At 70.0% G+C, this 16409-nt stretch carries 16 protein-coding genes and 1 pseudogene; 8 read left to right on the top strand and 9 right to left on the bottom strand.

Annotated elements, in window-relative coordinates; all coding sequences use genetic code 11:
- Positions 1–81 precede the first annotated feature (81 nt).
- The 3 genes from ACIRQH_RS28195 to ilvA all read right to left on the bottom strand — a co-directional run bounded on the left by ACIRQH_RS28195 (position 82) and on the right by ilvA (position 3346).
- Entirely contained in the window at positions 82–939 is an 858-nt protein-coding gene (locus ACIRQH_RS28195; RefSeq protein WP_358816598.1) for an ABC transporter permease, read from the bottom strand.
- Positions 936–1940 carry an ATP-binding cassette domain-containing protein gene (locus ACIRQH_RS28190; protein WP_358816597.1) on the bottom strand — a complete coding sequence of 335 codons (1005 nt, stop codon included), beginning with the start codon at positions 1938–1940 and terminating at the stop codon, positions 936–938. The genes ACIRQH_RS28195 and ACIRQH_RS28190 overlap by 4 nt, the downstream gene beginning before the upstream one ends.
- A 176-nt stretch (positions 1941–2116) precedes the next feature.
- A complete protein-coding gene (gene ilvA, locus ACIRQH_RS28185; RefSeq protein WP_358816596.1) occupies positions 2117–3346 on the bottom strand; it encodes a threonine ammonia-lyase in 1230 nt (409 codons plus the stop codon).
- A 165-nt stretch (positions 3347–3511) separates the two neighbouring features.
- Here ilvA and ACIRQH_RS28180 point away from each other — a divergent pair, with 165 nt between their 5' ends.
- From ACIRQH_RS28180 to ACIRQH_RS28170, 3 genes are all read left to right on the top strand, one after another.
- Positions 3512–4018: a MarR family transcriptional regulator gene (locus tag ACIRQH_RS28180; RefSeq protein ID WP_355865455.1), complete on the top strand. Its 507-nt coding sequence runs from the start codon at positions 3512–3514 to the stop codon at positions 4016–4018.
- 238 nt (positions 4019–4256) lie between these two features.
- Entirely contained in the window at positions 4257–4760 is a 504-nt protein-coding gene (locus ACIRQH_RS28175; RefSeq protein ID WP_388869678.1) for a sigma factor-like helix-turn-helix DNA-binding protein, read from the top strand.
- A complete protein-coding gene (locus ACIRQH_RS28170; protein WP_388869487.1) occupies positions 4757–5005 on the top strand; it encodes a hypothetical protein in 249 nt (82 codons plus the stop codon). The genes ACIRQH_RS28175 and ACIRQH_RS28170 overlap by 4 nt, the downstream gene beginning before the upstream one ends.
- Positions 5006–5017: 12 nt before the next feature.
- Here the strand turns inward: ACIRQH_RS28170 and ACIRQH_RS28165 are convergent, their stop codons facing one another.
- Complete coding sequence (locus tag ACIRQH_RS28165) at positions 5018–6172, bottom strand: cystathionine gamma-synthase (protein WP_356166406.1); 1155 nt, start codon at positions 6170–6172, stop codon at positions 5018–5020.
- A gap of 209 nt (positions 6173–6381) precedes the next feature.
- Between ACIRQH_RS28165 and ACIRQH_RS28160 the strand changes: the two genes are divergently transcribed.
- Positions 6382–7500: a hypothetical protein gene (locus ACIRQH_RS28160; protein WP_358816594.1), complete on the top strand. Its 1119-nt coding sequence runs from the start codon at positions 6382–6384 to the stop codon at positions 7498–7500.
- Positions 7501–7685: 185 nt separating this feature from the next.
- The gene (gene msrA / locus ACIRQH_RS28155; protein WP_388869482.1) at positions 7686–8414 is read left to right on the top strand and encodes a peptide-methionine (S)-S-oxide reductase MsrA; all 729 of its coding nucleotides are present in this window, start codon (positions 7686–7688) and stop codon (positions 8412–8414) included.
- Positions 8415–8594: 180 nt separating this feature from the next.
- Here the strand turns inward: msrA and ACIRQH_RS28150 are convergent, their stop codons facing one another.
- On the bottom strand, positions 8595–8804 hold the full coding sequence (locus ACIRQH_RS28150; RefSeq protein WP_404227396.1) for a hypothetical protein: 210 nt from the start codon (positions 8802–8804) through the stop codon (positions 8595–8597).
- A 58-nt stretch (positions 8805–8862) separates the two neighbouring features.
- Entirely contained in the window at positions 8863–9558 is a 696-nt protein-coding gene (locus ACIRQH_RS28145) for a hypothetical protein (RefSeq protein ID WP_388869473.1), read from the bottom strand.
- Between the two features lie 67 nt (positions 9559–9625).
- On the opposite strand from ACIRQH_RS28145, the gene ACIRQH_RS28140 reads away from it, so the two are divergent.
- Entirely contained in the window at positions 9626–10300 is a 675-nt protein-coding gene (locus ACIRQH_RS28140; RefSeq protein ID WP_404227393.1) for a hypothetical protein, read from the top strand.
- 470 nt (positions 10301–10770) lie between these two features.
- Here ACIRQH_RS28140 and ACIRQH_RS28135 read toward each other — a convergent pair whose 3' ends face one another.
- Together ACIRQH_RS28135 and ACIRQH_RS28130 are read right to left on the bottom strand one after the other, a co-directional pair.
- Complete coding sequence (locus tag ACIRQH_RS28135) at positions 10771–12831, bottom strand: restriction endonuclease (RefSeq protein WP_404227390.1); 2061 nt, start codon at positions 12829–12831, stop codon at positions 10771–10773.
- Positions 12832–13029: 198 nt separating this feature from the next.
- Positions 13030–13506 carry a hypothetical protein gene (locus tag ACIRQH_RS28130; RefSeq protein WP_404227387.1) on the bottom strand — a complete coding sequence of 159 codons (477 nt, stop codon included), beginning with the start codon at positions 13504–13506 and terminating at the stop codon, positions 13030–13032.
- On the opposite strand from ACIRQH_RS28130, the pseudogene ACIRQH_RS28125 reads away from it, so the two are divergent.
- Positions 13398–13805, top strand: a pseudogene (locus ACIRQH_RS28125) (hypothetical protein); the annotation flags it as partial. The gene ACIRQH_RS28130 and the pseudogene ACIRQH_RS28125 overlap by 109 nt on opposite strands.
- 134 nt (positions 13806–13939) lie before the next feature.
- Here ACIRQH_RS28125 and ACIRQH_RS28120 read toward each other — a convergent pair.
- Entirely contained in the window at positions 13940–14533 is a 594-nt protein-coding gene (locus tag ACIRQH_RS28120) for a DUF4291 domain-containing protein (RefSeq protein ID WP_404227587.1), read from the bottom strand.
- 1017 nt (positions 14534–15550) lie between these two features.
- Here ACIRQH_RS28120 and ACIRQH_RS28115 point away from each other — a divergent pair.
- Positions 15551–16234 carry a DUF4389 domain-containing protein gene (locus ACIRQH_RS28115; RefSeq protein ID WP_358816586.1) on the top strand — a complete coding sequence of 228 codons (684 nt, stop codon included), beginning with the start codon at positions 15551–15553 and terminating at the stop codon, positions 16232–16234.
- Positions 16235–16409 lie beyond the last annotated feature (175 nt).

Here is a 16409-nt window from a genome sequence, read left to right as displayed (position 1 = left end):
CGACAGCGATGCCCCCGGCCGGAAGCCGGGGGCATCGCCGTGTCCGGACCCGCTCACATCCGGCGGGTCACCGGGTACGGCTCACGCCGTGGCCGAGCGGTACTTGCGGACCGCGAGGGTCCGGAAGATCAGCACGATGAGGACCGAGTAGATGACCGAGGCCCACACCGAGTGCTGCATGGGCCAGGCGTCGGACGTCGACTGCCCGGGGTTGGCGAACAGGACGCGGCAGGCCTGCACGGTGGCGCTGAACGGGTTCCAGTCCGCGATGTGCCGCAGCCAGGGGGTCATGTTGCTGGTGTCCACGAACGCGTTCGAGATGAAGGTGACCGGGAAGAGCCAGATCAGCCCGCCGGAGGTGGCCGCCTCGGGCGTCCGCACGGACAGACCGATCAGCGCCCCGATCCAGGTGAACGCGTACCCCAGCAGGAGCAGCAGCCCGAAGGCCCCGGCGACCCGGAACGCGTTGGTGCTGCCGAACGAGCCGACGCGCCAGCCGACCAGCAGGGCGACCCCCGCGAGGACGAGCAGGGTCAGCGCGGTCTGCACGAGGTCGGCCAGGGTGCGGCCGGTCAGCACAGCGCCGCGCGCCATGGGGAGCGAGCGGAAGCGGTCGACGAGGCCCTTGTGCATGTCGTCGGCGATGCCCGCACCGGCGCCCGCCGTGGCGAACGTGACGGTCTGCGCGAAGATGCCGGCCATCAGGAAGTTGGTGTAGGCGGAGGAACTGGTGCTGCCGCCGATCTTCATGGAGCCGCCGAACACGTAGGTGAACAGCACCACGAACATGATCGGCTGGATCAGCCCGAAGATCACCACCTCCGGGATCCGGGACATCCTGATCAGGTTCCGCCTGGCCATGACGAGGGAGTCCCTGACGGACTGGCCGATGGCGTTCCCCCGTGGCATGACCTGCACGGTGTCGGTGGCGGCGGTCATTTCGCGGTCTCCTTGCTGCGCCGGTCGGCGCCGGCTTCCGGGTCGCCCTCCGCGGACTCCTGCTCGGCGGCGTGGCCGGTGAGGGAGAGGAAGACGTCGTCGAGGGTGGGGCGGCGCAGGCCGATGTCGTCGATCTCGATGCCGCGCGCGTCCAGTTCGCGGATGACCTCCGCGAGGAGCTTGGCGCCGCCGCTGACCGGCACCGTGAGCTTGCGGGTGTGCTGCTCGACCGTGGTCTCGCCCTTGCCGAAGCCGCGGAGCACCTCGGATGCGGTCTCGATGCGGTCGCGCTCGTGCACCACGACCTCGACGCGCTCGCCGCCGGTCTGTGCCTTGAGCTCGTCGGCGGTGCCGCGGGCGATGACACGGCCGTGGTCGACCACGCAGATGTCGTGTGCCAGGTGGTCGGCCTCTTCCAGGTACTGCGTGGTCAGCAGCAGGGTCGTGCCCCCGGAGACCAGTTGCTTGATGACCTCCCACAGCTGCTGGCGGTTGCGGGGGTCCAGGCCTGTCGTCGGCTCGTCCATGAACATGACCGGCGGCGACACCACGAGGGCGGCAGCCAGGTCGAGCCGGCGGCGCATACCGCCGGAGTAGGTCTTGGCGGTGCGGTCGGCCGCGTCCGCGAGGTGGAACTGCTCCAGCAGCTCGGTCGCCCGGACCTTCGCGGCCTTCGCCCTCATCTGGTAGAGCTGGCCGACCATCTGGAGGTTCTCCCGGCCGGTCAGATACTCGTCGACCGCGGCGAACTGTCCGGAGAGGCCGATGCTGCGGCGGACCGCGTCGGGGTTCTTGAGCACGTCGATGCCCGCGACCACGGCCTTGCCGCTGTCCGGGCGCAGCAGGGTGGTGAGACAGCGGACGGCGGTCGTCTTGCCCGCGCCGTTCGGCCCGAGGAGGCCGAGGACGGTGCCTTCCGGGACATCGAGGTCGACGCCGTCCAGAGCCCTTACGTCACCGAAGGTCTTCACCAGGCCTTCGGCATAGATGGCGCCTGGCATAAGAGTTCTCCACGTCTTTGGGGATTTCTCGGATTTTTACCCAATGAGCATAGTTTTCTCGGTTCGACCCCACCCGGCGTCGAGCCGATCCGCCACACACACCATAACGCGATGTATCGCGTCTCTCAATGGATTTCTCCACGAAGGGCGACCGGACGGTGACAGCGGCGTCGACCTCAGTCGATGACCGTGTAACCCGCCTCGCGCAGCGCCAGATTGACCTCGGCGCAGTGCTCGGGCCCCTTCGTCTCCAGCTGGAGCTCGACCTCCACCTCCGTGAGCCCGAGCCGCGGATCGGTCCGTACGTGACTCACATCGAGAACATTGGCATCCGCCACTGACAACACCCCGAGAAGCGTGGCCAGAGCGCCGGGCCGGTCCGTCAGCCGCAGCGTGACGGCGAGGTAGCGGCCGCCCGCCGCCATGCCGTGCCGCAGGATCCGCTGCATCAGCAGCGGATCCACGTTCCCGCCCGACAGCAGCGCCACCACCGGGCCCTCGAAGGCCTCCGGATCGGCCAGCAGCGCCGCGACGGGGCTCGCGCCGGCCGGCTCGACGACCAGCTTGGCGCGCTCCAGGCACAGCAGGAGCGCGCTGGACAGGTTGTTCTCGGAGACGGTGCGGACCTCGTCGACCAGGTCCTCGACGAGCCGGAAGGGCACCTCGCCGGGGCGCCCCACCTTGATGCCGTCGGCCATCGTCGCCGGACGCTCGATCGACACCGGCCGCCCGGCAGCCAGCGAGGGCGGGTACGCCGCCGCACCCTCGGCCTGCACCCCGATGACCCGTACGTCCGGGCGCAGCGCCTTCACCGCGACCGCGACACCCGCCGCGAGCCCGCCGCCGCCGATGCCCACGACGATCGTGCGCACCTCGGGGCACTGCTCCAGGATCTCCAGGCCGACGGTGCCCTGCCCCGCGATGATGTCGGGGTGGTCGAAGGGATGGATGAAAACGGCCCCCGTACGCGCCGCGTACTCCTGCGCGGCGGCCAGCGTCTCGTCGACCACCTGACCGTGCAGCCTCACCTCGGCGCCGTAGTGCCGGGTGGCCGCCACCTTCGGCAGCGGGGCGCCGGTCGGCATGAAGACCGTGGACCGCACCCCGAGCAACGAGGACGCGAGCGCGACACCCTGCGCGTGGTTTCCCGCGCTCGCCGCGACGACACCCGCGGCGCGCTCCTCCGGGAGCAGGCCCGCGATGCGCACGTAGGCACCGCGCAGCTTGAAGGAACCCGTCCGCTGGAGGTTCTCGCATTTGAGGTGCACCGGCGCCCCCACCAGCCGCGTCAGGTACCGGCTGCCCTCCATCGCGGTCGTCCGCGCCACCCCGGTGAGCATCTTCTGCGCGCCGCGCACGTCATCGAGAGTCACACTGGGAAAGGAGTCAGCCGTGCCGTAGCTCATGACCCCCAGTCTCGCAGTTCACGCGGGCGCGCTCCCGTCGTGACCACCCTCCGAGACCGGGTTTGCGCAGCCCCGGTACGGCCCGCTCCCCAGCCGCGTACCCTGTCCCCCAACCCAGCTCCCCACGCATGAATTGAGCCCCCGGCCATGCCCACAACACCAGAGATGTCGATGGACATGACGACCGTCGGTGACACCGGTCTCCTCGAAACCCTCCAGCACGAGGTGGCGGTCTTCGCGCGCCGTGCGGAACAGACCCGGCTCGGCGGGGTGGGGCAGGTGCGCAACTCCATGGACCGCGCCGCGTACCTGCTGCTCAACCGCCTCGACAAGGAAGGCCCGATGGGCGTCAAGGCGCTCGCCGCGAGCATGGGGATCGACTCCTCGACGGTCACCCGGCAGGTCGCCCCGCTCGTCGACACCGGACTCGTCAAGCGCACCTCGCACCCCGAGGACGGGCGCGCCGTGGTGCTCCAGCTGTCGCCGCGCGGCCAGTCCCGGCTCGACGAAGTGCGCACCTCCCGGCGCCAGTTGATGGCCGAACTGACCACCGGCTGGGAGCCCGAGGAGCGCGAGGCGTTCTGCTCCCTCCTCACCCGCTTCAACACCGCGCTCTCCGCCCGCCAGGCCTCCCAGGGCGTACCGGCGGCGGACTCCGAACCGTCCTCCTGAGCCTCGCGGGCGCCGTGCGCCGTGCCGGGCGTCCCCGGCCTCCGTGCATCTGCACGCGCGCGTACGTACGCGCGCGGCCCGCGCGCGCGGGCCGCGGTTCACCTGCGCGTGTACGCGGGACCCTTGACCGGAAGGCCGCGGCTGCCCTCATATGAGACCGGGTCCTCGTCGCACGCGGTGCGGCGGGCCGCACGCGGTCGCGGACCCGCTTCCACAGTCGCCCTCAGGGGGAGGCATGGTGCGAGAACGGCATGCGTCCCAAGGCGTTCGCCGGGCACGGGAGTTCGAGGCGTTCGTCGCGGGCGCGGCAGGACGGCTGCTGCACACCGCCACCCTCCTCACGGCGGAGACCGGGGACGCCAACCCGCGCGCGCGGCGCCTGCTCACCCTGTCCCTCGCCCACACGTACGCCACCTGGGACCGGCTGCACGGCGAGGACCCCTACGACAGCACCCGCCAGCAGCTCGCCGTGCGCTTCCAGCGGGCCGCCTGGCACCAGTACGGCGGCCTCGGGCGGCTGCGCCCCTCCCCGGCCCCGGACAGCGTCCTGGCCCGGCTCACGCCCCACGAACGGCTGATCCTCGTCCTCAGGCTGTACGAGGGCGTCGCCGAGGAACAGACGGCGGCCCTGCTCGGCCTCCCCGTGGAGCGCGTGCGGGTGATCTGCGCGCGGGCGATGGCGACGCTGCTCCATCCGCCGCGCGGCCCGGCGCCCGCCCGGATGGAGGTGGCTCCGTCATGAACCTGCCGGAGCGTGAGGCGGCCGTGCGCCGCATGCTGGAGCTGACCCCGCCCTCGGTCCCGCCCGACCTGTACGGCGAGGTCGTCCGCCGTGGCGGGCGCATGCTGCGCCGCCGGAGGGCGGCGCGGCGGGCCATGTGGGTGCTGCTGTGCGCGGCGGCCGTGGTCTTCGTGATCTGGGCCGTGACGGTTCACCCGTGGGTGGAGCCGCCGTCGGAGACGACTCCACCCCTGTCGAACTGGTGATGACGCCGACCGTTATCCGAGGGCCTGCTGCAGGTCCTGGAGCAGGTCGTCGATGTTCTCGATGCCCACGGAGATGCGGACGAGGTCACCGGGGACCTCCAGGGCGGAACCGGCCACCGACGCGTGCGTCATACGTCCCGGGTGCTCGATCAGCGACTCCACGCCGCCCAGCGACTCACCGAGCGTGAACACCTTGGCGCGGTTGCAGACCTCGACGGCCGCCTCCTCGCCGCCCGCGACCTGGAAGGACACCATGCCGCCGAACGCCCGCATCTGCTTCGCGGCGATCTCGTGGCCGGGGTGCTCCGGGAGGCCCGGGTAGAGGACGCGCGTCACGCGCGCGTGCCGGCTGAGCATGTCCGCGACGCGGCCCGCGTTCTCGCTGTGCCGGTCCATGCGCACCGACAGCGTCTTGGTGCCGCGCAGCACCAGCCAGGAGTCGAAGGGCCCGGCGACCGCGCCCATCGCGTTCTGGTGATACGCCAGCTCCTCGCCGAGTTCCTGGTCCCCGGTGATCAGGGCGCCGCCGACGACGTCCGAGTGACCGCCCATGTACTTGGTCAGGGAGTGCACGACGACGTCCGCGCCGAGCGCGAGCGGCTGCTGGAGGTACGGCGTGGCGAAGGTGTTGTCGACGACGAGCCGGGCGCCCGCGTCCCGCGCGACCTGCGCGACCGCGGCGATGTCCGTGATGCCGAGGAGCGGGTTGGAGGGCGTCTCGACCCAGATGACCTTCGTCTTCGGGGTGATGGCCGCGCGCACCGACTCCAGGTCGCTGGTGTCGGCGACGGACCACTCCACGCCCCAGCGGGAGACGACCTTCGCGAAGAGGCGGAACGTGCCACCGTACGCGTCGTTCGGGATGACCACGTGATCGCCCGGGCTCAGCAGCGTACGCAACAGGCAGTCCTCGGCCGCCAGTCCGGACGCGAACGCGAGGCCGCGGCGACCGCCCTCCAGGGCGGCGAGGTTCTCTTCCAGGGCGGTCCTGGTGGGGTTGGCGCTGCGGCTGTACTCGTATCCGCCGCGCAGCCCGCCGACGCCGTCCTGCTTGTAGGTCGAGACCTGGTAGATCGGCGGGACGACCGCGCCGGTCAGGGGATCGGCGGTGTTGCCCGCGTGGATCGCGAGGGTCTCGAAATGCTGACTGATGTGCCTGTCGCTCATGGGTCCCGAGCGTAGTGCTCCCGCGGGGGTGGTGACGGCTGACGCGGTGACGGGGGCGGGGCGGGGTGGCCGCGGGCGGGCTGCGGGCGGGCCGCGGGCCCGGCGGGAGGCGTCCGCAGGGGTCCGTGCGCCCGGTCCGGGAACCGGCAGGCCGGTGCGCTGTGGAACCGGGTTCGCCAATTGTCGGACCCGTCTGGTTCGCTTGTGGCATGGAGATTCTCTGGGTCCTGATGGCGCTGGCCATGTTCAGCCTGGTTCTGCTGCCGGTGCTGCGGCGCAGGCGTGCCGGTGTGCAGCTGGTGTCGCCGGGGGACCCGGACGCCGCGGACCCGGCGAACTACGGGTTCCTGCGGCAGGAGCAGCTGGACATCCGCATGCCGGGTCCGGACGCGGACCTGCTGGACGTCCTGGACGTCGTGCAGCGCGGCCAGGACCATCGCGCGGCCTCGCAGCTGCTGGCCGGCACGCAGATCGAGGGCGAGACGCGCTGGCAGCGGGTGCAGGCCTTCGCGGGCGCCGCGTCCCTGGAGCTCCAGCAGCGGCCCGGCGGGGTCAGCGAGACGCCGGGCGGGCAGTGGCTGCGGGTCTGGCGCGCCGAGGCCCCCAAGGACGCGGGCGGCGCGGCGGTGCACGCCGAGTTCCTGGTGCAGCAGGCGTGGCGTACGTCGACGCCGGGCACGGACGACTTCCGGATCATCATGGAGGAGGCGCGGGCCGCGAGCGGCGAGGCGGCGCTGCTGTCCCCCGGTGACCCGATCCCGTACATCATCGAGCTGTCGGTGGCGCGCGGACTGGCCTACTCCCAGCCGGAGTTCGAGAAGGTCTGGCTGAAGATCCTGGACCGCGCCCCCTCCCACATGGGCGCGCATCTGGCGGCCCTGCACTACTGGTGCGAGAAGTGGCACGGCTCGCGTGAGGTCGCGTACTCCTTCGCGGAGGCCGCTGCGGCCCGCGCCCCGCAGGGCTCGCTCCTCGCGGCGATGCCCCTCTTCGCGGTCTTCGAGCACCTCCCCGAGGTGAACCTGGTCCGCGCCTTCTACCAGAGCGAGGTCGTGACGAAGGCCGTCCACGGCGCGCTCTACGCCGTCCACGCCGCCCGCCCCGACGACCCGATGCTCGCCCACGTCCGCCACCTGCTGGTCTTCTTCCTGGTCCGCGGTGAGCGCTGGTCCGAGGCGATGGACCAGCTGGTCCACGTGGACGGCCACGTCGGCGCCCTGCCCTGGACCCTGACCCGGGACCCCGCCGGGGACTACGCGATATACCGCGCCATGGCGGTGGCGGGCTACGAGGCGAACGGCGGCAGCCCGGCGACGCTGTCGCACTGAGGCGACGCCGCTCCGAGGGAGTCACGCTCTACAGGGGTAACGCTTCCCCGCGCTCCACAGGGGGAGGCTCCACGCGGGTGTCGGGACCCCGGAATGCCGTACCGGACCGGGGCGTTGGACGCGACACGCCGCCTTGTCGCCGCACCCACCCTCTTGCCCCCGTCCCCCTTCCCTCTGGAGAGCGCATGTTCCCGTACAGCACCAGCGACAGCCACTCGCCGCGTCTCCCGACCGCCGAGCAGGCGCTGCGGGGCCGTCCCGAGCCGTTCTTCACGATCCCCGAGCGGCACACCGTCCTCGGCACCCCGCTCCGCGGCCCCCACCCCGAGGGCCTGGAGATCGCCGACTTCGGCATGGGCTGCTTCTGGGGCGCCGAGCGCATGTTCTGGCAACTCCCGGCGGGCGTGCACACGACCCTGGTCGGCTACCAGGGCGGCTACACGGAGAACCCCGCGTACGAGGAGGTCTGCTCCGGCCTGACCGGCCACGCCGAGGTGGTCCGCGTCGTCCACGACCCCAGGGTGCTCCCGTACGACCGCCTCCTCCAGGTCTTCTGGGAGTCGCACAACCCGACGCAGGGCTTTCGCCAGGGCAACGACGTGGGCACGCAGTACCGCTCCACCCTGCACACCCACACGCCGGCCCAGGAAGCGTCCGCGAAGGCGTCCCGCGAGGCCTACCAGAAGGTCCTCACCGCCTCCGGCCACCGCACGATCACCACAGAGATCCTCCCGGCGACAACCCGCCCCTTCTACCCGGCGGAGGCCCACCACCAGCAGTACCTGGCCAGCAACCCGGCGGGGTACTGCGGGGTGGAGGGGACGGGGGTGCTGCTGAGGACCTCGTTCGCAACGAACTGGGGAGCGTCGTGCCCGACGGGTATCGCCCCGGCGCCTTTGCCGGCAGACCAGTAGCCCCCGATCCAACGGGCTGCGTCCCCGACGCCGGTCATTGCGGCAGCGCAGCTGGTCCGCCTTTCGTCCTGACGACCTGAATCGCCAGGATGACCGGCATGGCGACTTCGGGGGCGAAGAGCAGTCTGCTGGGCGTTCTGGGCCAATGGCGGGGTGTTGGGCGCCGGGGGGGGCCGACTGTTACCGGTCGGGCCGGCCGCCGCGTTCGGCGGCGATGGTGCGCACCGCGCGTTCGCACGCAGCCCACCGTGCACCGTCCCGGGTGCGTACGACCTTGACGGGCGGTTCGTCGCAGGTCGTGCCGTGCCACGTGCAGCGGGCCTCCCGGAAGGACACGCTTCCGGGATCGAGCCCTTGCGGGGAGTCGGGCCACTCGTCGACCGAGTTCATCCCATGACGGTAGTGAGCCCCGCCGACCCGCGCAGCCGATTCGGGAGTGAGGGCTGGGCTACGCGGGTGAGGCCGAACCCTCGGCGGTATCGCGCGCAGGGCTGACCGGTACGACGAGGTACCGGAACTCTCCTCCTGGTCCCCCCAGTTGGGAGTACGACTCCCAGCGGAGGGGATATCGGCCCTGCAATGTGCACGTGTTCGGCTCGTAGGTGCCCTCCGCCCAGAGCAGCTTGCCGGCCAGCTCACGTCCCTGGTGGATCCTGAACTCCCGGTCCCGACTCCGCTCGCGGCCACTTCCCGGCGGGTTCCACAGGGACGCTTCATTGGTGAGCATGATGGCGAGGCCGTTCTGGTCCGACCGGCGGCAGAACCGTTCCAACCTGGCTATGTCCCGGACGAAGTGAAGACGGGCGAGGTCGGTGGCGGCATGTGCCTTGAGGTCGTAGTCCTCGGCGGGCGTACCTGCGGCGCCCGTCCACCTCCGGGTGAAGTACTTGAACTCGATCGCGGTACTCGCCGACGGACCGATGCACAGGAGGTCCAGATACTCGGCCCTGCCTTCCGCCCGCTGCGGCACTTCGAGCCGGGAACGCACATCCGGCGCCCGTCCCCACAGTGTCTGTGCGAACGCATGCTGGAGATCGGCCTCGGAATGGAAGATCGGTCTGCACTCGGCCAGTTGGGCCATGACGTCGCCGAGCGGGACGCGTCCGGCGACAATCCCGCCGTCATCCTTCACTGCTTTGGTCACGACGCCATTCAAGTGGCTCGACGCCGGAGGCTTCAAGGAAACGGCGGCAGGTGTGATCATGAGGCCGATGAAGTCGACGAAGAAGGCAGCTCCGGTCGGCCAGTCGGAGTGCGAAGAGGAGCTCTCCCCGTACCAGCAGGCCATGCGGAACCGGCTTCTCGCGGCCGCTGTGATGCCTGCGCCCGAGCCTTGGCGGCATGTTGGCCTCGCCCCGGTCGGTGGGCTTCTGGGGATCGGCTTCGCGCCGCATCCCGAGACCGGCCGCGATCTGGTCATGGTCGTCTCACGCGACGGGCACGGTCTTTTCGACGCGGTCACGGGAGAGAAGATCGCGCGTGACCGCGATCCCGACCTCGAGGACAGCACTCCCGACGCGGTTCCTGATCTGTCGTGTCCTGGATTGGGGCCGATTTCGGGAAGCAGAGTGCACATCGCCGGGCTCTTCGGAGGCGGACTGCACACCACCACCGCGGACGGCTGGACCTTGGAGGTCGTCGTCCCTGCCTGGCCCCACGAACGTGTCCTGCTCTCCAGCGACGGCGGCCTCCCGCATCGCGGCGCGTACGGAGAGCAGTGGTGGCACATCTTCCACTCCAACTACTCGGAACTCCGGGCAGCCGGCTTCTCGCCCTCCGGGCGGACCATCGCTGTCGCGACCAGCAGTGACGTGTCTCTGTGGACACGGGGGACGGACCGCCGGCGCGCCGCCGCTGACGCCTGGCCGAAAGTGCCGCGCTCCTGACAGCCCTCGCTCCGGACAGACAGGAACAGTGCGCCGGTCAGCGGCGAGGGCGTGCCGTGCTCCCGTGGATGCGGGGGATGCAGTCCCTGAAGCAGCTCAGCCGCGTGCCCACGTCCACGGGATGCAAGGTCAGTCCCAGATCCATCAGGGGACCGATGGCCTCCGCGTTCCTGCTTCCGTCGAGGTCGGGCCCCCGTACGGCCGCCCACGCCTCGAACAGCGCCCTGACATCGTCCCAGCCCGGCCCGGGCGCTAAAAGGCACAGGAACATCGGCTGGTCGACCCCGTACTGGCGAAGCTCACCGACACGGGCCTCGCCGCGCATGCGCCACCACGTGCTGGGCATCGCACCCCCCGCCGTGCTCCGCCCCGGAACGGCCGAGAGGTCTGCGAGCGGGGCATGACGCGCATCGCCGGGCCTCGTTTCCCAGACTCGACGCGCCACGCCGGATAACGGACGCGAGGTTCATCTAGTCAACTTCTATGCCGAAATCCTGCACGAGTTCCTCCAACCCGCCCAGGTAGCCCTTACCGCCCAGGACGAAGTCCCAGTCCCCGTTCGGCCTGCGGCGGAAGGAACCGAGGACCAAGGCCGTCTCGCGGGCTCGGCCGTCGGAAACCTCGAGTTGTCCCAGCTCGTTCAGCTCTGGGTCGAGGAGACGGATGCGGGCGTTCGTGAATCCGGAGAGATCGGCGTCCGGGTTGACCTCTGGGTCGATCGCGGCCACGAGGACGAACCGGTCGGCCTCCCCTGGCAACCCGTCGAAAGAGACGCAGACAGCTGCCTTGTCAGGGGCGGTGGCAGCCAGAGAGCGCACCGAACCATCCGCAGTCTGGGGGTTGTTGAAGAAGACGAAGTGATCGTCGCTGAGGACTCGGTTGCCGTGGCAGACGAGAGCGCACACGTCCAGAGCGACGCCGCCCGTCCACGACATGCCGAGGATGTTGTACGCGTCGGGCAGTCGGGTCTCAGGGCCTGATGGTGCCGGCCGTCCCGCAGCCTGACGGCCGCCCTCGCCCAGGCGCCCACGCAGTCCATGCCGATGCAGAAGGTCGACAAGCTCCGCGCCCGAGATCAACTCCAGCGGCTTGCCGTTGGCGAAGGTGTGTGAGCCCGGGCCGAATCCCGAAGTCGTCACGAGAACACCCTTGTTGGCGCCGGCGTCCTGCACTGTTCCATACAAGTCACGGACAGCGGTGGGTGGCACCGTGTTGCGGTAGCGCTTCACCTGGACGACGATCTTCCCGCCTCGGATCGGCGCCGGATCCAGCGCGTCGACGTCCACGCCGCCGTCGTTGGAGCGCTGGGTCGTGACCGCCTGCATGCCCATGGCCCGGAAGAGATCGGCGACAAGATTCTCGAAGGCGATCGGATCCATCTCGTACAGGTCGGGTTCCTCATCGCTGCCATGCGCGACAACGCGGTTCCCGACCTCCTGCGGACGGCGACTCGGCCGTACCGGCGTGAGTTGGTCGGGGCGGGCCGAGAGCTGTCCGCGTAGTGCGTCGGCCAGGCAACTGCCTGCGTCCACCTGCGCCAGGTGCAGGCCACGGAACGTCGAGGCGGAAGCCATCACGGTCGCCAAGTGGATCTGGCCCGGTCGGCCAGTCGTCGGATCATGCCCGTCCACGAACCCGTTCAACGTCACCGACTCAAGTGCGCCCAGCTCGTCCGCGGCGAAGAGCTCGTGGAGAACGAGGAGCACGCACTGGGCGAGCACCTCCCGGTAAAGGGCGCGACGCTGGCCCACGGGACGGGCGGTTTCCCTGTCCTGGTCGGTCCCGGACACGTACCGGACGGACTTGACGTCAGGAACGATGCCGTAGGCGGGAAGCTCCCAGTCCATCACCAACTGTCGCGCTGCCGCGTCATAGGCTGCCGTCACCTGTCGGGGAAAGCCCTCCGGCCATGCGGCCGAGGCGTAGAGAGCGGCAGAGAAGTACTCCACGACCGAGTCAGGATCACGGCGTCGCACTCCATCGGTCACCTGGACGATGCCGGCGTTGTGCCGTCGCACATCGGCCGACTGGGTATCGACCCACCGCTGGTGCTCCCGTTGATACGACGCCAACTGATGTTGCCGCTGAGCCTCCGCCGCCTGGGCCGCGTGCCAGTCCCGCTCGAAGCGAGCCCGCGCTTCGGCCTGCGCCTGGGCCCGGCGGTTGGAAGTCCACCCCGCCTGCGTCTGGTACTGGCTGAAGTCGGGCATGGCCACAGGCTGCGCCAACGGTCCCGGAGCGAAGGGCTGGACCTGTTCACGCCGCAGGAGCGAGGAAGCCCTGAATGCCGGGGCCTGACAACCCGAGGCGAGAAGGCATTGCAGCGACGCAACCTCCGCGTCCAACTCCTCCGTCCGACGGAGCGCTTCCGCCTGCCTGTACTCGCGGTGCCCTTGAGCGGCCCGTCGCTGATAGGCACGTGCTTGCTGAGCTTCTTGTCTCCGCCGTCTGGCTTCGGCTTCCAGCTGGCGTTGCTGCTGCCGTTGCATCTCTGCCCAGACGCCGACGACGCCGGTTGAGCGACGACTCATATGTTGCAGGCCCTCCCCGATGTGCTCTGGCTGTCCCCACAACCAGGTGTGACGGAACGACTCTAACCAGCAATGGTCGTCCCGCACATCCCCTTGCCGAAGGCGGCCGGATCGCAGAATTCTCGCAGGTCAATGCGCTGAGAGGTGACGGAGTGGCGACGTCGGGCCCACCACCCGAACCGCCGTGGTCCGCATCCCTCAGAAAGCCCCAGCCACCCCCACCACTCCCCCCGCCAACACGCTGACGAGTGTGGTGGTCGCGAGGGTGCCGATGATGAGGCGCAAGGGTCGGGGCGTTCGGCGGGTGCCGTGCTTGTTGCGGGCGGCCAGGAGTGCCAGGAGCAGGGTCAGCAGGCCGAGTTGAGTGAGGGCCAGCCAGCCGCAGGAGGCGGGGAGACCCGGTTGCTCGTACGTGCCGGGGGAGGTTCGTTGCAACGTGACCGTGCTGCCGACGCGCAGCTTCGTGTCGATCGTGGCGCCCGGGTCCACGACCGCTCCGCCCGTGGAGCGGAACGTGCCGTGGCAGTGCGGATACCGGTGGCCACCGGCACGGCTCCACGAGCACGATGCGACCCGGAGGTGTCCGGGCTTCCCCGCCAGGCCTGCCGCGTAGCCGAAGTGCGTGGCGGCGAACCAGGTCAGGATCGTGCCCGCCACCAGCAGACCGGCACTCACGAGCAACGAGCGGCGGTCGACGCGCTCTCCCGGCCGGAGCCGGGGTCTGGCCCTGCGGTTCATCCGTCCCCCGACCCCACGAGCGATTCCGACGGGACGTCAGCCGCAGTCCCGCGCAGCGTCGCTCATGGCGCGGCAAAGATCGCGGGAGACCGGACGGGCCACCTGAAATCCCGCGGCCCGTACGAGTCCGCCGGCCCCACCCTGTATCCATGGAAGAACCCCGGCACCACGTCCGCGCCCTCCACACGGCGGACTCGATCACCGTCTACCAGGCGTATCCCCCGGAGATCGGCGGCCCCGCCGTGCGGGAGGGGCGGTTCCCCGTGTCGCGGAAGCGGGACCGGACGACCTGGATCATCAAGCAGCGTTCGCAGGCCTTTGCCGCCGTGTGGCCCGTGGGTGGTGTCGGCGGTTGTGCCCGGGTTGCCGGTCAGGGACGCAGGTGGGCCAGGAGCTCTGCGCCGGCGGGGTACTCCTGCTCCTGGGGGAGCCGTCGGGCGGCCGAGTCCAGTTCGCCGTCCCTGACGAGTGCGTGGATCTCGTGGGCGAGCGGGGTCACGTCGCTGATGGACACGATCCACTCGTCCGCGTATCGCGACGACGCCTCCCCCGAGAGCCCCAGTTGCAGCGAGCGGTGTGGCAGGGGACGCAGCTGCAGATCGCGTTCGGGATCCCACTGGACGCGGGCCGGTGCGCGCTTGAGGTCACGCTGCCAGACGTCGCGGTCGGGGTGCAGTCCGCGGACGTAATGCGACGGGCAGGCGTGACGCAGCGCCCAGTCGAAGCCGTCGCGCGTGATCTCGACGGCGAGGACGGTCTCTTGACCCTCCTTCGTGCCCCAGCCGGAGCGGTACATCATCCACAGGAAACTGGGTTTGATCCACGTCATGCGGTCAGGTTTCCACGCGGCGGGGAAACGGCCCTTACGGGCGGCGGGTCCGCCGATCTCCGGGCAGTACGCCTGGTAGACGGTGATCGTGGACGCCGTGTGGAGGGCGCGGATCCTGCGGTGCGGTTCTTCCATGGCGTACAGCGTGGTCTCGGCCGGCTCGAGCAACCACCGATTTTCGACCCGCTGCTCGATCCGACGGAGCACAGGAGCCGCAGACAGTCACCGGGGCGAGCCCCATCGCGTCCGGCGCATGGAGCGACAGCTCGGCAATGCCGCACGCGAGGCACCGACATGACCGCAAGGCGGCGGACGCCAGAGAGCCGGGCATCGCAGACCCTCACACTGCCGAAGCCGACAGGGCGGCCCGGCAGAACCAGATTGCAGCACATTTTTGGCCCGCGTGAGGGTGGGTCACATGGGTAACTCGCGGGCGCGATCCCGTCTTCCGCACCGGCGATGCCGTCGAGGCATGGACGCAGGGTTTGCGCCTGAAAGCTCTGCTGGAGGAGCACGACGACGAGGTGATCCTGATGCCGACATGCTGACTGTCGAGGACACGCGACGGATTGGGGCGGTGCTTCCCGATGCCGAGTTCTGCTACGCCCACCCTCGGAGGGACCCCGTGACACATGACTACACGGAGTTCGACCTGGCGATCTCCACCGCGGAGGAGGGGCGGGGCCGTCACTGCGGTCCTCCGTCAGCCAGTCGGCTGTTCGCGGTGGGCCACGATCGTGGAAGTCGTGGAGGCCACAGGTGGTCAGGAGGCCGGCACGGGTGGTCAGGAGGACAGCGGACGCTGCTCCGTTCGCCTTCAGCTCGGCGGCCGGCAGACTGACCAGGTCGCCCGGTCGGACCACCACCTCGTCCCGTTCCGGGTCGAGGCCGGCCGGCGTGCGCGCGGGACCCGCGACGAGGACTGCCAGGAGTGGTTCCTGGTCGGTGCGGCCGTCGAACCCCACGGTCTCGGGTCGCAGACCGACGACCAGTACGCCGGGTTCGTGGGCAAGCGGACCCACCCGAGTCGCGGCCCTCCACCTCGCGTGCGAGCCTGCATTCATGATCACGCGATCGCCTTGCTGCTTGCCCGTTTAGGGGGGCACCTACGGGGTGGCCGCCGGGCGAGGACGCTCCAAAGGAGTTGGCCACATGATTCCTGTCACCGCGTCACCTGTGCGTATCGAGGCGTATCTCGATCCTCGGCTGTCCAGGTGGCTGTGGCTGGTGAAGTGGTTCCTCGCCATCCCGCACTACATCGTGCTGTTCTTCCTGTGGATCGCGTTCGTCTTCGTGACCGTCGTCGCGTTCTTCGCCATCCTGTTCACCGGCCGCTACCCGCGATCCCTCTTCGACTTCAATGTCGGCGTACTGCGCTGGAACTGGCGTGTCAGCTACTACGCCCACACCGCGCTCGGCACCGACCGGTACCCGCCGTTCACCCTCGCGGACGCGCCCGACTACCCGGCGCGTTTCGACGTCGCCTATCCCGAGCGTCTCTCCCGCGGTCTGGTCCTGGTGAAGTGGTGGCTGCTGGCGATCCCGCAGTGCATCGTCGTCGGGATGTTCGTCGGTGGCTGGGGCTGGGGGGAAGACGGCAGTTGGCGTGGCGTCGGCCTGATCCCCTTCCTCTCCTTCGTCGCCGTGATCATCCTGGCGTTCACGGCCCGCTACCCGGTTCACCTTTTCGATTTCCTGCTCGGGCTGGCCCGCTGGGTCGCACGGGTGGGTGCTTATGTCGCGCTGATGACCGATGAGTACCCGCCGTTCCGCCTCGACCTGGGCGGGCAGGACTCCCCTCTGGCGAAGACCCCGGCGAGCAGTTCCGATCGGTAGTGCGAGCGGGCACGGGACTGTGGACGCGGCTTGACGTGGAGGATCGTCGAACAGCGTCCACCGACCGTCCACCGACTCCAGGAGCATGCCTGGATCCGCCCGGGCGCCTCGTGCCGACAGGCGTCACCCAGGCTCCCGACGCCGAACAGCGGCAATGTGCGTAAGGCAGCGGTGA

Source organism: Streptomyces sp. NPDC102279, assembly GCF_044766365.1.
Lineage (GTDB): Bacteria > Actinomycetota > Actinomycetes > Streptomycetales > Streptomycetaceae > Streptomyces.
Note: the sequence above shows the minus strand (reverse complement) of the source record. Positions and strands in the feature narration are given on the sequence as shown.